This is a genomic window from Ruegeria sp. CDSB013, assembly GCF_059611165.1.
Window position 1 is genome coordinate 403,589 of sequence record NZ_JBXWPA010000002.1, and the last position, 15,077, is coordinate 418,665.

Below are 15,077 nucleotides of genomic sequence, written 5' to 3' on the forward strand. Positions count from 1 at the left end.
GATCCTCCGATTCAGTCGCGCTGTTTCAGGCAGGATGAATGGAAATCCCGAAAAATCGGTTAAGCCGGGTTTTCTTTTATTTTTGAAAGGTCTGCGCGATGTCCGATATCAATGCAGAATAGGTTTCGGGCGGCTGCACCTGCCCTGTGACCCACTGATAAAGGTCCTGGTCGTTTTCTTGCAGCAACGCATCATAGTTATCCATATCCGACGGCTCCATGGCCGTCAGATTTCGGTCGGCATAGGCCGACAGGATCAGATCCATTTCCTTGATCCCACGCCGCATGGATCGCATTTTCAGCCGCTTTATTCGAACGTCCCGTGGTTCGTTCACCGACCTTGCTCCAGCATCAGACGCACCCTTTTCTCCAGCTTCGCGGCCCGCTCGGCGCTGGCGCGCATTTCACCGCGAATGGAACGCAGCTCAGCCACGACATCCGCAAGCTCGGGTGCGCCCTCTTCCGCTTCGACGGGGGCATCCATGCCTTCGCCTTCACCGGTCAGCAACCACATGATCGACACGTTTACCATGCCTGCCATCATGGAAAGACGGTTCGCGCGTGGCTCGGACAGATCATTTTCCCAGGCTGCAATTGTTGTCTTTTTTACGCCAAGCCGGCGGGCCATCTGGGCTTGGGTCATACCAGCCGCTTCGCGTGCCCCTGCCAGCCTGTCCCCGAATGTCGCAGAGTCCGGTCCGTACCAGTCATTCTCATCGTTCATCGGGCTCTCCAATTCCATAATTCATATCGCTTGATCGTCATTCGAGCGCACCCTATGACAGTCAAGCTGAACATACAAATCGAGGCCGACCATGAGTTTCCTTTCTGCGACACTGTCACGCGTGAAGCCATCGCCCACCATTGCGATAACCGCTAAAGCGGCCGAATTGAAAGCTGCCGGGCGCGATGTCATCGGCCTAAGCGCGGGCGAGCCCGATTTCGACACTCCGCAGAATATCAAGGACGCGGCAGTAGCGGCCATCGCAGCCGGTAAGACCAAATACACAGCGCCTGACGGCATCCCAGAATTAAAGCAAGCCGCCTGCGCCAAGATGAAGCGTGACCACGGCCTGGATTACACGCCTGCCCAGATTTCGGTTGGCACCGGCGGCAAGCAAACTTTGTACAATGCCCTGATGGCCACGATGAACGAGGGCGATGAGGTTGTGATCCCTGCACCCTATTGGGTTAGCTATCCCGACATGGTGCTTTTGGCCGGAGGCACTCCGGTAATCGCGGAAACTTCGATCCAGACCAACTTCAAACTGACTGCAGATCAGCTTGAGGCTGCGATCACGCCAAAGACCAAGTGGCTTATCTTCAACTCACCGTCGAACCCCACCGGTGCAGGCTATAGCCGTGAAGAGCTGAAAGAACTGACCGATGTTCTGTTGCGTCATCCGCATGTCTGGGTCATGTCCGACGACATGTATGAACATCTGGCCTATGACGGGTTCGAATTCTGCACCCCGGCCGAAGTCGAGCCCCGCCTGTATGACCGGACGCTGACCTGCAATGGCGTCTCCAAAGCTTATGCCATGACCGGTTGGCGCATTGGCTACGCAGCAGGACCGGTCGAAATCATCGCCGCAATGCGCAAGATTCAATCGCAATCGACCTCGAACCCCTGCTCGGTCAGCCAATGGGCGGCGGTGGAGGCACTGAGCGGCACGCAGTCCTTTCTGGCCCCTAACAACGAAACGTTCAAACGCCGCCGTGATCTTGTTGTGCGCATGTTGAACGATATCGACGGCATCAGTTGCCCGACGCCCGAGGGGGCGTTCTACGTCTATCCATCCATTGCCGGGCTAATTGGCAAAACCACCCCCGCAGGCACTGTGATCGACTCGGATGAGGCTTTTGCCACCGCATTGCTGGAAGAGGTGGACGTGGCCGTCGTGTTCGGTGCGGCCTTTGGCCTGTCGCCAAACTTTCGGGTCAGCTATGCGACCTCCGACGAGGCGCTGACCGAAGCTTGCACCCGCATCCAGCGCTTTTGCGCGTCGTTGACTTGAGTAAGTGCAAATGACGTCGGAACTGCCCGAATATTATTTCCGCGTTCGCGAGAATGGTGCGGCGGTTTTCAGGATCGACACTGAAAACCGCCAGCGCCGGATCGAGATGGATCAGATCGCGGTCATCAACATCCGCAATGGCGAGGTGAAACCGCAAGGCCAACGCACGTTGTCCGACGCCGACAAGGCCGAGATTGCCCGTTGGATGGAGGCGCGAAAAACGTTGCTTGCCCAGCGCGATATCGACGACATTCATCGGGCTGTCGATTATCTGAACCTCACCACGCAATGGGCGCAATCCAAGGCAACACCAGAGCAGCTGGAAGACGTTACCGACCGGTTGCTGCTGGCCATGCATGATCTACGTTCTGTCCTGGTGCGAAAAAAGGCAGACCGCTTCAGCAAAGACTGACCCGCCGAATCTTACTCGGCGGGCACACCGACCTCGCGGACGGACCGCATCCAGAACCGCGCCATCAGCATAACCGCTGCGCAGGCCAGGCCCAGAACAAGGCCCAGCCAGACTCCGATTCCATCCATGCCCAAGACGAAGCCGAAGTAATACGACGACGTGATCCCCACGCCCCAATAGCTGAGTGCGGCCATGACCATCGGGACCTTTGCGTCCTGCAAGCCGCGCAGCAGCCCCAACGCAATGACCTGTGCGCCGTCCACCAATTGGAACAAAGCCGCCATGGCCAGCAGACCTGTACCGATCATCATAATTTCCGGACGCTGCGGGTCATCCGGTTCCATGAACAGGGAAATCAAAGGCTCGGCATAGGCAAGGAACAGGATAACAGTCACGACCGAGATCACCAAAGACATCCCCGTCACCGCAATCGCGCCGCGTTCCAGATGTGGCCTATCTTTCCGGCCCAACGCATTCCCTGCCCGGATCGTCGCAGCGTTTGACAACCCCAGATGCACCATGAACGTCGCGGATGCCAAATTAAGTGCAATGCCATGTGCCGCCAGCGGAACCTGACCCAGCCAGCCCATCATGATCGCTGACATTGCGAACAGGCTGACCTCGGACAGGGTTGTCAGGCCAATCGGGACGCCAAGGCGGAGAACGCTCAGAAACATCTCCCAATCCGGGCGCCAGAACCGTTGGAACAGGCTATGTTCGGGCAAAACGCGCATGGCGTATATCACCACGCAAACCAACGATACGATCTGAGTGACAACCGACGCGATGGCGGCACCCATCACGCCCAGTTCAGGGGCACCCCAATTGCCGAAGATCAGGGCATAGTTGGTGATCGCATTGACCACTGCCGCGGCCACGGTGATCCACAAAACGATCTGGGTCCGCTCCAACGCGGCCAGATAGGATTTCAGCACCATCACCAAAAGCGCCGGAATTAGGCCCCACCCAGCAACCCTGAGGTACTGGGACGCGGTTTCAGCGACTTGCGGGTCCTGCTTCAACGCAAGGAAAATAGGGTACGACCACCAGAGCATTGGCATCATGACGGCCGCATAGATAAGCGACAACCACAACCCCATGCGCGTTGTACGGCGAATACTTGTTTCGTCTTCTTCAGCCGCTGCTGTCGCCACCATCGGCATGACGGCCAAACCGAATCCGGCCCCAAACAGGAACAACACAAAGAAATAGCTGCTGGCCAAGGTCACGGCGGCCAGCGCCTCGACACCGTACCAACCCAGCATGACCGTATCCGTCAACCCAATAGCAAATTGGGCCAGGTGCCCGCCGATCAGCGGCAGGCCCAGTACAGAAATGGCCCGGAAGTGGCCACCATATGTCATCACCTTACTCATCCGAACAGCCTTATGCCCGGCCCGAGGCCGGGACAAGAGGCGAACGACGAAATTTCACCTTGAGACTACACCCGCAGGTTCAAATGTTACCTAAGAGGACTATTGTCACACCGTTTCAGGATGCAGTGAATTGCCCAGAATATGTTCCGAATGCTGGATCACGTGATGTGCCTGCCCGACGATCAAAGGATCAGGGCTGTCGACGATTTCATGGTTCTTGTCCGGATACTCCAGCGTGGACAGAAAGTGGCGCATGCAGTTCAGGCGCGCGCGCTTTTTGTCGTTCGATTTCACGATGGTCCACGGGGCGTCGGCGGTATCGGTATAGAAGAACATCGCCTCTTTGGCCTCGGTATAATCGTCCCATTTATCAAGGCTCGCTTTGTCGATCGGTGACAGTTTCCACTGTTTCAGAGGATCGGTTTCGCGGCTTTTGAACCGGCGTTGCTGTTCGGTTTGCGTGACCGAGAACCAGTATTTGTAAAGTTGGATGCCCGAGCGCACCAGCATCCGCTCCAGCTCGGGCGTTTGACGCATGAACTCGAGATATTCGTTGGGCGAACAGAAACCCATCACCCGTTCAACCCCGGCGCGGTTGTACCAGGATCGGTCGTAGAAAACCATTTCACCCACAGTGGGCAATTCCTGAACATAACGCTGATAGTACCACTGCCCTTTCTCTTCCCAGGTGGGTTTATTCAGCGCAACGACACGCGCTTGGCGTGGGTTCAGGTGCTCCATAAAGCGTTTGATCGTTCCACCTTTGCCTGCGGCGTCCCTGCCCTCGAACAGCAGGACAAATCGCTGCCCGGTTTCCTGCGCCCACAGCTGCACCTTCAGCAATTCTGCCTGCAGCTTCGCCTTTTCCGCCTCATACGCTTTGCGCGCCATCTTGCGGTCATAAGGATATTTGCCGCTTTCAAAGGCCTGACGAATTCTCTCGGGGCTAGGCTCAGCCGGTGAGGTTTTGGCTATCGCCGACAGGTTGGCAGGGTCTAGCACATCCTCGATCTGCGTCACTACTTCCATTCAGGTTCTCCTTGTCTCACTGTCCGGAAAAACGCCTAGCAGTCGGGTGAAAAACACGCTTTGATTGGTGTCAAATTTCTACATCTTTCTGGGCGTGTGCTTCAGGTACAACAAAGGGCTTCGGCTATGGAAAACAAGTTCATTGATCTTAACGGCCAGAGGTTCCTACTGCGCAGCTGGGGGGACCCCGACCTTCCGCCCTTGTTAATGCTTCACGGTTTTCCCGAGTATGGCGGCGCGTGGCAGGACCTGGCCCCGCATTTGTCTTCCGACTTTCATTGCATCGCCCCCGATCAACGCGGTTACGGGCAAAGCTGGGCGCCGGAAGGCGTTGGCCATTATGCGCTGTCGCGACTGGTCTCGGATATGGTGACGCTGATTGAGGGGTTCGCCCGTCCGGTTTGTGTTCTTGGCCACGATTGGGGAGCGTCCGTGGCCTATGGTTTGGCCATGTTCCGCCCTGATCTGGTGGACCGGTTGATCATCGCCAACGGCGTTCACCCAGCGCCCTTCCAACGGGCCATGGCAGCAGGAGGCGCGCAATCCGAGGCTTCGCAATACATCAATGCCCTGCGCGCACCAGACGCGGCAGAGCGTTTGTCGGCGGACAATTTCGCCAAACTCGAACAGTTCTTTCGTTTCGGGATGGGTACAGACTGGCTGACGGACCAGCAAATGCAGGTCTATCGTACAGAATGGGCCCGGCCCGGGCGGCTGGAGACTATGCTGAACTGGTACCGCGCGTCACCGCTGGTGGTTGCGAAACCCGGCGCACCGCGCACGGATCTGCCAGAGTTGCCGAAGGACCGGTTGATGGTTCGCTGCCCCCACCTGTTGCTGTGGGGGCGTGAAGACAAGGCGTTGCTGTCAGAGTCGACTGAGGGGCTGGAAGACTACGCGCCCGACCTGACGCGCATCGACATTCCGAACGCTGATCACTGGCTGCATCACCAACAACCCAAAGCGGTGGCGCAGGCAATCATGGGCTGGATGGCGCGCTAATTCCGTTTACCGGTGCCCCCAATCCGCCGGGTCATCCGAGTTGTTGGGTGACAGGCCCAATATGTCACCATCTGTGGAACACCCCAGCCCCAAAACGGTCCGGTTCGCATAAGAGAAATACGCGCAAACCTGATTGATTTCGAGGATCTCACCATCGTCCCATCCGGCCGTGCGCAGGGCTTCCACGTCTTGCTGTTTCAACTCCGCCGGGGTCTCGGTCAGTTTGCGCGCGTACCGCATGGCCTCAATCTGGGCCGCATCCAACGGGGCCTCTTTTGGCGAGCCAGCCTCAATCGCCGCGCGAATTGCCTGACTACGCTCCGGATCGCCCAACAAGCGCTGCAGACCGCTGTAATGGTGCTCAACACAATAACTGCATTTGTTCAACGCGCTGACCCACACGCCCAGCACCTCAAGAAACCACTTCGGGATCGTGTTGGCCGAATGGTGCAGCACGTTCTTGTACATGGCCATGTGACCTTCCATCGAATGTGGCCGCAAGGAATGCACCATCATGATGTTGTCGACATTGTTGCCGGGGCCGGTAACACGGTCGTACAGTTTCCGGAGTTTTCCTGTTGCTTCATCAAAAGGGATGGTTCTGATCCAGCTCATCTCTTTGCCTCCCGTATCCATTTGCTTTTGCAGCCAAACCTAAACAGATTGTAGAAACAATGCGAGGCCTTGGCGGCCGCGTCTACCTGGAACATTTCACCCGACTGCAATGAGATCACTCTGGGCATTCTCCACCGCCACATGATAAAGAACTGCCGACCCCCCGTTTCACTATTTTGAATTTTCAGCGATGCGCCTTCCTCTGTTCTTGTTTGTCCTGTCAATCTGCGGCCTGTTTGCGGCACTGTTCCACTCTGCTCTCTCTGATTGGGCAATGGTCGCGGGGCCTTGCACCATCGCAAGCGCGATATTGCTGCTTGGAAAATGGTTGCGCAGATCGAAAGCCCCGAAGAACTGGGCCGTGGTTGATGGGTCAAATATTTTGCACTGGCGAGAGGGCATTCCGGGTATTGCCACCGTGCGCGAAGTTGTCGACGCTTTGACCACCTCCGGCCTGACTCCCGGCGTCGTGTTCGATGCAAATGTCGGCTACAAAATCTCGGATCGCTACATGAACGACAAAACCCTTGCCTCACTGCTTGGGTTGCCCGTAGACCGCGTTATGGTCGCACCCAAGGGAACGCCAGCCGACCCGCTTGTTCTACAGGTCGCTCGCGACCTAGGGGCTACCATTGTCACAAATGACCGTTTTCGAGACTGGATTGACGATTATCCGAATGTGCTGCAGGCCAAAGAGCTTGTGCAGGGTGGCTATCGGAATGGGGCTCTCTGGCTGGCGTTGTGACCATGGGTCCAGCCCGGTCAAACATGTAGCGTGTCAACTTCAGTTCCCAATCACGGCGCATCATAGCTGACAAACCGCACACAACACTTCGCGCGCCCCTTCCCCCGGACCACATCCCCTGCCATAATGGGACCAAACCCAAAAACAAGAGCAGCACCCATGCCCGACGATCTGTTGACGCCAGAAGCGACCAATACCTATGACGCCTCCTCAATCGAGGTGCTTGAAGGTTTGGAACCGGTCCGCAAACGCCCCGGCATGTATATCGGCGGCACGGATGAACGTGCGTTGCATCATATGGTTGCCGAAATCCTCGACAACTCGATGGATGAGGCGGTCGCCGGTCATGCCAACCGGATCGAAGTGGAACTACACGCCGATTACGCCTTGACCGTGCGCGACAACGGACGCGGCATTCCGATCGATCCGCATCCGAAATTCCCCGACAAGTCGGCGCTAGAGGTCATTCTGTGCACCCTGCACGCGGGTGGTAAGTTCTCGGGCAAGGCCTATCAGACCTCGGGCGGTCTGCACGGTGTGGGTGCGTCGGTTGTGAACGCGCTGTCGGATTCGATGGTCGTTCAGGTGGCGCGTGACAAACAGCTGTTCGAACAGCGCTTTTCACGCGGCATCCCTCTGGGCCCTGTCGAAAAAGTCGGCGCGGCACCCAACCGGCGCGGCACCACTGTGACATTCCACGCAGATGAAGAGATCTTTGGCCACCACAAGTTCAAACCGGCGCGGCTGTTCAAATCCATCCGCTCCAAGGCCTACCTGTTCTCGGGCGTCGAAATTCGCTGGAAATCCCATATCGACGACGGCGAAACGCCAACCGAAGCCAGCTTCCACTTTCCCGGCGGTCTATCGGACTACCTGAAGGAAACGATGAACGGCTCGTCCACCTATGCCGAGCAACCCTTTGCAGGCACCGTGGACTTCCGGGAAAAGTTCGGCACCCCCGGCAAGGTCGAATGGGCGATCAACTGGACGCCATCGCGCGACGGGTTCATCCAGTCCTATTGTAACACCGTCCCCACCCCCGAAGGCGGCACTCATGTGGCTGGCTTCTGGGCTGCGGTCCTCAAGGGGATCAAGGCCTATGGCGAACTGATCAACAACAAGAAGGCCGCGCAGATCACCCGCGACGACCTGATCACCGGTGGCTGTGCGCTGGTGTCCTGTTTCATCAGTGAGCCGGAATTCGTCGGCCAGACCAAAGATCGCCTTGCGACGGTCGAGGCGCAGCGGTTGGTAGAGAATTCGGTCCGCGACCATTTCGATAACTGGCTGGCCGCGGACACGAAATCCGCCGGAGCTATTCTCGATTTCCTCATTCTGAGGTCCGAAGAACGTCTGCGCCGACGCGCCGAGAAAGAAACACAACGTAAGTCCGCCACTAAAAAACTTCGTCTTCCCGGCAAGTTGGTGGACTGTTCTAGTTCAACACGCGACGGAACAGAATTATTCATCGTCGAAGGAGATTCTGCGGGCGGTTCTGCAAAAATGGGCCGAAACCGCAAAACGCAGGCCCTGCTGCCCTTGCGCGGCAAGATCCTGAACGTGCTGGGCGCGGCCAGTTCGAAACTGGGCACCAATGCCGAGATCAACGACCTGACGCAAGCGCTGGGTGTCGGTCTTGGCACCAAGTTCAACGTCGATGACCTGCGCTATGACAAGATCATCATCATGACCGACGCGGATGTGGACGGCGCGCATATCGCGGCGCTGCTGATGACGTTCTTCTTTACCCAGATGCGGCCGATGATCGACACGGGCCACCTGTATCTGGCCTGTCCGCCCCTGTATCGCCTGACCCAAGGCGCTAAACGCGTCTACTGTCTGGACGAGGCCGAGCGGGATGAGTGGCTTGAGAAAGGTCTGGGCGGCAAGGGCAAGATCGACGTTTCCCGCTTCAAAGGTCTGGGTGAGATGGACGCCAAGGACCTGAAAGAGACCACGATGGACCCCGCGTCCCGGAAATTGATCCGGGTCACCATCGACGAGGATGAACCCGGCGAAACCGGCGATCTGGTCGAGCGCCTGATGGGCAAAAAACCCGAACTGCGGTTCCAATACATTCAGGAAAACGCGCGGTTTGTGGAGGAGTTGGATGTTTGAGTTCGCTGAAGACAATCCTCGGTTCAAGGATTGCTACAAGCGCTGACATCAATGGACTTTTTATTCCTGCAAACAGCCTAAGCGAGCATTTGAAATCCTACTCGGAACCAGCTGTATTTGCTGCAGATGATTGTGGCGAATACAACATGGGCCTTGGCGGCAGCATGGCCAAAGTGAAAATTGGCGATAGATATTTCGCCCTATTGTCTTTGCATCAAGTCAAGAAAGGTCAGTTCGACTTGGAGCAAATTAGTCTTTTCAATTACGTGACAAATACAATGGTAACGGCGCAAAAAGCCGTGTTTCCTATTCAATCAAATGAAAGCGCCGACTGCATCGACTGTGTGCTTTGCGAATTCACCGATCCGGTATTGAAGGGTAACCTATCTCGGAATGGTTGGTACGATGCAGAATACGATCTGTCATTTGCGAGTACTAGGTCGGCCATTGCAGTATTCGCAATTGGCTACCCTGGTTGCCGCAACGAGATTGACTACGGCAGCTTCCAGTTTTCTATCGGTCCAAATGAGGTCATTGGCACAGAGACTCTGCCATGTATCGGTGATAGGCTCAGCTTCAAACCAATAAACTCACTTGAGTACGAACCTAAGGGAATGAGCGGAAGCCCTGTTTTTGGTGTGCATTTGTCTGACTTACATTTAAAGGTTTTCATGGCGGGTATCGTTACCGAGGCTTCCAAGGATCAGTTTCATTTTCTGCCGTTAAGCCGTCTAAGACGTTTTTTTGACCATGCTCTAACAAGTTAGGCCATTTTGCCCATTCTAGCCCCATACAACCCTCGTGCCCGGCCCTTAGGTCGGTTCGGAACGCGCCCGCCCTTGAGCGCAGGTCGGACGCATTGTTGATGCCTCGCATCAAGTATTGGATGGATAACGCGAGGCGCCCCCACATATGCACCCTAATCACCCCCCTTGCCTAACCCGTTGATCCCGTTCACACTTGCGCGCAATTGTCATCCAAGAACAAATTCTGAGGATCCGAGCGTCCAAGACCCAATTTGAACGAACAAATTTTCGAACGGGAGGACGACATGAAATCACTAACCCTCGGGCTGGCCTGTGCTTTGCTGGCCAGTCAGGCAGGCGCGCAGCAGTCGCTGATCGGCGCATCACCTATTCCGGTCGGGGCAGAGTTACGGTTCTGCTATTACAACGGCCTCGCTTATTCGGTGGACGCCTATGTTGTGATCTCTGGCAACAACACCGTGACCGAAACGTCCAGTGCGCGCGAAGAACACCTTCTGCGTTGTATCAAAGGCGGCGACGGCGTCATGAAGTGGAAACCAGAGAGCGGTATTCAGATCAATCGCTGAATTGAAAGGTCGGGCCTTCTAGCCCACCTTCCCCTCCAGCCAGTCCGCGATCTGGCCGGCGGGGTGTTCCCAGCCGGGTTCCATGAACAGGAAATGCGCGTGGTTTTCCACTGGCATAAACGTCGCGCGATCCCCGTACAGATTGGCCAGAGCACGGCAGGTGTCGGGGTTGACGGCGCGGTCCTCGGTTCCCGAGACGATCAGCACCGGGCAATCGACCTTGTCGATATCGACCTTCATCGCGTGGTGATCGTCGAACATCCAAAAGAACATCTCGAACATCACCCGCCCGCTTTCTGCACCCAGCTGGTCGAACACTTCACGCTGCTGCGCCTCGGGCATCTTGTTCAGCGCAAAAGGGGCCATCAGGTCGAACTCGACATGCATGGGCTGTTTCCAGAACGCCCCGCCCTCCATCAGCGCGCGCGGGATGGCGCGCTCATCGTCGGTTTCGGGCAAGGTGCCCCACGGCGCGTTCGGGTTGATCAAGACAATGGCACTGGCCAACCCACGCTCGGCCACCTGCTGCGCCACCACGCCCGCGATGGCATGGCCGAGGATGACAGGCTTGCTGTCCAAGCCCTGTACGAACTCGGCAATATCATTGGTATAATCCGCGACACTGGTATCCGTAAGCCCGGGGTCAGGTTCGGCCTTGGGGTCCCCGCCATGAAAGCGCAGTGCAGGGGTGTGCACCGTCCAGCCGCGCGCGCGGAAGAAACCCGCGTAGTCCGCCATGCACCAAGGTCCGGCAAAGGCCCCGTGGATCAGAACAATCTCTTTGGTCATCAAAACGCCCTCTCGTCACTTGCCCCCACTATGCGAGACGACAGGCGCGCGCGGCAAGGCCGCCGGGATCAGACCGACATACCGATCAGGGCTACGCCAACGGCCATCAGTAAGGCCGCACCAAGGCGACGCATCCAGTTGCCCTCATGCAGGAAGATAAACCCGATCAACGCAGCGAAGATCACCGAAGTCTCGCGCAGTGCTGAAACCGCACCCAGTGGCGCGAAATTCTTGGCGTAAAGCACCAGACCATAGGCCGTCATCGACACCAGCCCGCCCAGGATTCCGATCATCCAGACCTTGGTCGGAAGCTGTGCCAACGTATCCCGCTTTTTGATGCCAACAAACCCGGCAATGAACAGGTGCAGGAACGCGCCCCAGGCCCAGTAGCTAAGCGTATTGCCCGACAACCGCACGCCGATGCCGTCCACCACCGAATAGATTGAGATGCAAAACCCCGTACCCAGTGCAAACCACAGCGCCCAGCGCCCGACGCCGGACCGCAAGGCCGTCCAACTGCTGAGCTGAATACCAAGCGCGATCAGCGCAATCCCGCCCCATGCCTGTAGCGGCAGAACCTCGCCCACCAGTATCATCGCCCAGAGCGAGACCAACGCAGGCACGATACCACGGGCGATCGGGTAGACGACGCTCAGATCCCCATGCTGATAGGCTTTGCCGAGCATGTAGTAGTACCCAAAATGCACGACGGTCGAGATCAGGATGTATGGAAAGCTTTCAGCGCTGGGCAGAGGCAGCAGCAGGATCATCGCTGTCGCAGGGATGACATGCCCAAATGCGACAAGGCCCAAAGTGGTCGTTCGGTCGGCGGCTGTTTTGACGATGGCGTTCCACACCGCATGCAGCAACGCAGCCGTCAAAATGATGGCGATGACAAACAGAGTCACGTCCGAACCTTTCGCGCAGAGAGAACCGGCCCAAGATACGGGCCGGTTTCGTTACTTGCACAGAGCAAGACCGATCACAATGCAGCCTTGAACAGAGCGGTCAGATTGTCCTCAGTCAATTCGATTGGGTTACCCCCACAAGACGGATCGATGATCGCGCCTTGCACGAGTTCCGGGATTGCAGCTTCGGTCACACCCAGTTCGGACAGTCTGGTTGGGATACCCAGCGAGTCGTTGAACTCCTGCACAAAGCCGCGGACGCCGTCAAAGCCGCCATCAATTCCCAGATAGGCCGCCGCTGACTGAAACCGGTCAGCGATAGCTGGCGCATTGAATTCCAGCACTGTGGGCATGCAAACCGCATTGGTGGTGCCGTGATGAGTGTCGAAAACCGCGCCAATCGGGTGGCTCATGGCGTGGATCGCGCCTAGGCCTTTCTGAAAGGCGGTCGCTCCCATTGCTGCCGCGCTCATCATCTGCGCGCGGGCCTCGATATCTGTGCCGTCTGCATAGGCGCGTGGCAGGTACTCCTTGACCAGCCGCATACCTTCCAACGCAATGCCGTGGCTCATCGGATGATAATGCGGGCTGGAATACGCCTCGACACAATGCGCAAATGCATCCAGACCTGTGCCCGCCGTGATGAACTTGGGCATGCCAACCGTCAACTCTGGGTCGCAGATCACCACGGTCGGCAGAACCTTGGGATGGAATATGATCTTTTTCGCGTGGGTTTCGGAATTCGTGATGACACTGGCGCGCCCGACCTCGGACCCGGTCCCGGCTGTGGTCGGCACAGCGATAATCGGCGCGATGACATCGGCATCGGCGCGAGTCCACCAATCGCCGATATCCTCGAAATCCCAAACCGGGCGCGTCTGCCCTGCCATAAAGGCAACCATCTTGCCCAGATCCAACCCGGAACCGCCGCCAAAAGCGATCACACCATCATGGCCGCCCGCATTGTAGGCCGCGACACCTGCCTCAAGATTTTTTTCGTTCGGGTTCGGATCCACATCGCTGAACAACCCGCGCCCTAGCCCTGCGGCCTCCATGATATCCAGCGTCGCCGCGGTGATCGGTAGATCGGCCAACCCTTTGTCGGTGACCAACAACGGCCTTTTCATACCAGCGGCAGCACATGCCTCGGGCAATTCCTTGATGCGGCCTGCGCCGAATTTGATAGCGGTCGGATAGGACCAGTTTCCAACAAGTGACATGTCAGGTTTCCTTTGTGATTTGAGACCTGCCCGGCCGAGGGGGTCTGAACCGGGCAGGCCGTTGCCCTTAGCCCGTGACCTTTCTCAGGTGGTAGGATTTAGGACGTGTCAGGTTGTGATAGCCAATGACGGACAAACCGCCGCCGCGGCCGGTATTCTTGCAGCCAGTCCAACAAAGGCCCGGATCCAGATAATCAGCACGGTTCATGAACACGGTTCCGGTTTCGATCGCATCGCCCACGCGTGCGGCCCGTTCTACATCGCGGGTCCACAGGCTGGCGGTCAGACCAAATTCACTGTCATTCATCAAGGCGATGGCTTCGTCGTCCGAAGACACTTTCATAATGCCGACCACAGGGCCGAAACTCTCGTCCCGCATCACCCGCATGTCATGGGTGACGTTGGTCAGGATCTGCGGTGTCAGATAGGCCCCGCCATCGTCTTCGGGGAACGTGCCGATATGAGCCACCGCCCCGGCCGCAACAGCCTCGGCGATCTGCGCGCGCACCTCTTTGGCAAAGCGCACATTGGCCATCGGACCATTCGTTGTATCGCTGTCCAGAGGATTGCCCAGCTTATAGCCTTTCACAACCTCAACCGCCTTGGCGACGAAGGCATCATACAGGCTATCGTGGACGTAAATCCGCTCGATCCCGCAGCAGCATTGGCCCGAGTTGAACATCGCGCCGTCAATCAACGTATCCACGGCAGCATCCAGATCGGCATCGTCCATGACATAGCCCGGATCTTTGCCACCCAACTCGGTGCCAACACCGGTGAATGTCCCTGCAGCCGCGCGCTCCATCGCTTGGCCACCACCTACTGAACCGGTGAAGTTCACAAAGTCGAACGCATTGCCTGCAATCAGGTCATTGGTCACGTCATGGCTCAGGAAGACATTCTGAAATACATCTTCGGGCACACCCGCGGAATGAAACGCTTGCGCCATGCGCTCGCCCACCAGCAGCGTCTGCGTGGCATGTTTCAGGATCACAGTGTTCCCCGCGATCAGCGCCGGGGCCACAGTGTTGATTGCGGTCATGTAGGGATAGTTCCAGGGCGCCACCACAAAGACCACGCCATGCGGAATGCGCTTGATATAGCGTTTGAAGGCTTCGTCCTCGCCCACTGCGATATCAGCCAGAGACGCCTCGGCAATCTGAGCCATATGGCTCGCACGTTCGTTAAAGCCGCCGAACTCACCGCCATAACGTACCGGACGCCCCATCATGTGCGCCAACTCGGGCACAATCTCGTCATTCACCGCCCCAACCGCAGCCACACCGGCCATGACAAGATCAATACGTTCCTGCAACGGTCGCGCCGCCCATTCTGCCTGTGCCGCCCGCGATCGCGCTGCCGCTTCAAACGCCGCATCCCGTGACAACACCTCACGTTCAGCAAAAACCGATCCATCAATCGGCGAGACACATTTCAACATCTGCCCCATAACAACTCCATTTCCGAAAAAAACAGGATCACTGTTTCGTCTGGCTAAAAATATCCCGGGGGC

Annotated in this window: 16 protein-coding genes; 7 read left to right on the forward strand and 9 right to left on the reverse strand. The window is 57.3% G+C overall.

Going from position 1 to position 15,077, the window contains the following annotated elements; genetic code table 11:
• Positions 1–76: 76 nt before the first annotated feature.
• Positions 77–334: a succinate dehydrogenase assembly factor 2 gene (locus AC2FJF_RS05505; RefSeq protein ID WP_496723635.1), complete on the reverse strand. Its 258-nt coding sequence runs from the start codon at positions 332–334 to the stop codon at positions 77–79.
• Positions 331–723 carry a helix-turn-helix domain-containing protein gene (locus AC2FJF_RS05510; RefSeq protein ID WP_058274142.1) on the reverse strand — a complete coding sequence of 131 codons (393 nt, stop codon included), beginning with the start codon at positions 721–723 and terminating at the stop codon, positions 331–333. Before AC2FJF_RS05510 ends, AC2FJF_RS05505 begins: the two co-directional genes overlap by 4 nt.
• A gap of 91 nt (positions 724–814) precedes the next feature.
• Here AC2FJF_RS05510 and AC2FJF_RS05515 point away from each other — a divergent pair, with 91 nt between their 5' ends.
• On the forward strand, positions 815–2,017 hold the full coding sequence (locus AC2FJF_RS05515) for a pyridoxal phosphate-dependent aminotransferase (RefSeq protein ID WP_496723637.1): 1,203 nt from the start codon (positions 815–817) through the stop codon (positions 2,015–2,017).
• Positions 2,018–2,027: 10 nt separating this feature from the next.
• The gene (locus tag AC2FJF_RS05520; RefSeq protein ID WP_496723639.1) at positions 2,028–2,429 is read left to right on the forward strand and encodes a hypothetical protein; all 402 of its coding nucleotides are present in this window, start codon (positions 2,028–2,030) and stop codon (positions 2,427–2,429) included.
• An 11-nt stretch (positions 2,430–2,440) separates the two neighbouring features.
• Here AC2FJF_RS05520 and AC2FJF_RS05525 read toward each other — a convergent pair whose 3' ends face one another.
• Positions 2,441–3,805, reverse strand: coding sequence for an MATE family efflux transporter (locus AC2FJF_RS05525; RefSeq protein WP_496723640.1), 1,365 nt, complete (start codon positions 3,803–3,805; stop codon positions 2,441–2,443).
• Between the two features lie 105 nt (positions 3,806–3,910).
• The gene (ppk2, locus tag AC2FJF_RS05530; protein ID WP_496723642.1) at positions 3,911–4,834 is read right to left on the reverse strand and encodes a polyphosphate kinase 2; all 924 of its coding nucleotides are present in this window, start codon (positions 4,832–4,834) and stop codon (positions 3,911–3,913) included.
• 126 nt (positions 4,835–4,960) lie between these two features.
• Here ppk2 and AC2FJF_RS05535 point away from each other — a divergent pair, with 126 nt between their 5' ends.
• Complete coding sequence (locus AC2FJF_RS05535) at positions 4,961–5,836, forward strand: alpha/beta fold hydrolase (RefSeq protein ID WP_496723644.1); 876 nt, start codon at positions 4,961–4,963, stop codon at positions 5,834–5,836.
• Between the two features lie 6 nt (positions 5,837–5,842).
• On the opposite strand, the gene AC2FJF_RS05540 is transcribed toward AC2FJF_RS05535, so the two are convergent.
• A complete protein-coding gene (locus AC2FJF_RS05540; protein ID WP_496723646.1) occupies positions 5,843–6,451 on the reverse strand; it encodes a carboxymuconolactone decarboxylase family protein in 609 nt (202 codons plus the stop codon).
• A gap of 190 nt (positions 6,452–6,641) precedes the next feature.
• Here AC2FJF_RS05540 and AC2FJF_RS05545 point away from each other — a divergent pair, with 190 nt between their 5' ends.
• The 4 genes from AC2FJF_RS05545 (at position 6,642) to AC2FJF_RS05560 (ending at position 10,647) form a co-directional block, all read left to right on the forward strand.
• Positions 6,642–7,196, forward strand: a complete 555-nt coding sequence (locus AC2FJF_RS05545; protein WP_496723648.1) for an NYN domain-containing protein — start codon at positions 6,642–6,644, stop codon at positions 7,194–7,196.
• A 159-nt stretch (positions 7,197–7,355) separates the two neighbouring features.
• Complete coding sequence (gene parE, locus AC2FJF_RS05550; protein WP_496723650.1) at positions 7,356–9,314, forward strand: DNA topoisomerase IV subunit B; 1,959 nt, start codon at positions 7,356–7,358, stop codon at positions 9,312–9,314.
• Positions 9,311–10,081, forward strand: a complete 771-nt coding sequence (locus AC2FJF_RS05555; protein WP_496723652.1) for a hypothetical protein — start codon at positions 9,311–9,313, stop codon at positions 10,079–10,081. The genes parE and AC2FJF_RS05555 overlap by 4 nt, the downstream gene beginning before the upstream one ends.
• A 284-nt stretch (positions 10,082–10,365) precedes the next feature.
• A complete protein-coding gene (locus AC2FJF_RS05560) occupies positions 10,366–10,647 on the forward strand; it encodes a hypothetical protein (protein WP_496723654.1) in 282 nt (93 codons plus the stop codon).
• An 18-nt stretch (positions 10,648–10,665) separates the two neighbouring features.
• On the opposite strand, the gene AC2FJF_RS05565 is transcribed toward AC2FJF_RS05560, so the two are convergent.
• From AC2FJF_RS05565 to AC2FJF_RS05580, 4 genes are all read right to left on the reverse strand, one after another.
• The gene (locus tag AC2FJF_RS05565; RefSeq protein WP_496723656.1) at positions 10,666–11,436 is read right to left on the reverse strand and encodes an alpha/beta hydrolase; all 771 of its coding nucleotides are present in this window, start codon (positions 11,434–11,436) and stop codon (positions 10,666–10,668) included.
• Between the two features lie 68 nt (positions 11,437–11,504).
• On the reverse strand, positions 11,505–12,344 hold the full coding sequence (locus AC2FJF_RS05570; protein WP_496723658.1) for an EamA family transporter: 840 nt from the start codon (positions 12,342–12,344) through the stop codon (positions 11,505–11,507).
• A 74-nt stretch (positions 12,345–12,418) separates the two neighbouring features.
• Positions 12,419–13,564: an iron-containing alcohol dehydrogenase gene (locus AC2FJF_RS05575; RefSeq protein ID WP_496723660.1), complete on the reverse strand. Its 1,146-nt coding sequence runs from the start codon at positions 13,562–13,564 to the stop codon at positions 12,419–12,421.
• A 67-nt stretch (positions 13,565–13,631) separates the two neighbouring features.
• Positions 13,632–15,014, reverse strand: a complete 1,383-nt coding sequence (locus tag AC2FJF_RS05580; protein ID WP_496723662.1) for an aldehyde dehydrogenase family protein — start codon at positions 15,012–15,014, stop codon at positions 13,632–13,634.
• Between the last annotated feature and the right edge of the window lie 63 nt (positions 15,015–15,077).

Excerpts from the sequence above, each read along its gene's own strand:
- AC2FJF_RS05535 (WP_496723644.1), top strand. The coding sequence starts at position 4,961 with ATGGAAAACAAGTTCATTGATCTTAACGGCCAGAGGTTCCTACTGCGC.
- ppk2 (WP_496723642.1), bottom strand. The coding sequence starts at position 4,834 with ATGGAAGTAGTGACGCAGATCGAGGATGTGCTAGACCCTGCCAACCTG.
- AC2FJF_RS05510 (WP_058274142.1), bottom strand. The coding sequence starts at position 723 with ATGAACGATGAGAATGACTGGTACGGACCGGACTCTGCGACATTCGGG.
- AC2FJF_RS05525 (WP_496723640.1), bottom strand. The coding sequence starts at position 3,805 with ATGAGTAAGGTGATGACATATGGTGGCCACTTCCGGGCCATTTCTGTA.
- AC2FJF_RS05575 (WP_496723660.1), bottom strand. The coding sequence starts at position 13,564 with ATGTCACTTGTTGGAAACTGGTCCTATCCGACCGCTATCAAATTCGGC.
- AC2FJF_RS05560 (WP_496723654.1), top strand. The coding sequence starts at position 10,366 with ATGAAATCACTAACCCTCGGGCTGGCCTGTGCTTTGCTGGCCAGTCAG.
- AC2FJF_RS05545 (WP_496723648.1), top strand. The coding sequence starts at position 6,642 with ATGCGCCTTCCTCTGTTCTTGTTTGTCCTGTCAATCTGCGGCCTGTTT.
- AC2FJF_RS05515 (WP_496723637.1), top strand. The coding sequence starts at position 815 with ATGAGTTTCCTTTCTGCGACACTGTCACGCGTGAAGCCATCGCCCACC.
- AC2FJF_RS05540 (WP_496723646.1), bottom strand. The coding sequence starts at position 6,451 with ATGAGCTGGATCAGAACCATCCCTTTTGATGAAGCAACAGGAAAACTC.
- parE (WP_496723650.1), top strand. The coding sequence starts at position 7,356 with ATGCCCGACGATCTGTTGACGCCAGAAGCGACCAATACCTATGACGCC.
- AC2FJF_RS05565 (WP_496723656.1), bottom strand. The coding sequence starts at position 11,436 with ATGACCAAAGAGATTGTTCTGATCCACGGGGCCTTTGCCGGACCTTGG.
- AC2FJF_RS05520 (WP_496723639.1), top strand. The coding sequence starts at position 2,028 with ATGACGTCGGAACTGCCCGAATATTATTTCCGCGTTCGCGAGAATGGT.
- AC2FJF_RS05580 (WP_496723662.1), bottom strand. The coding sequence starts at position 15,014 with ATGGGGCAGATGTTGAAATGTGTCTCGCCGATTGATGGATCGGTTTTT.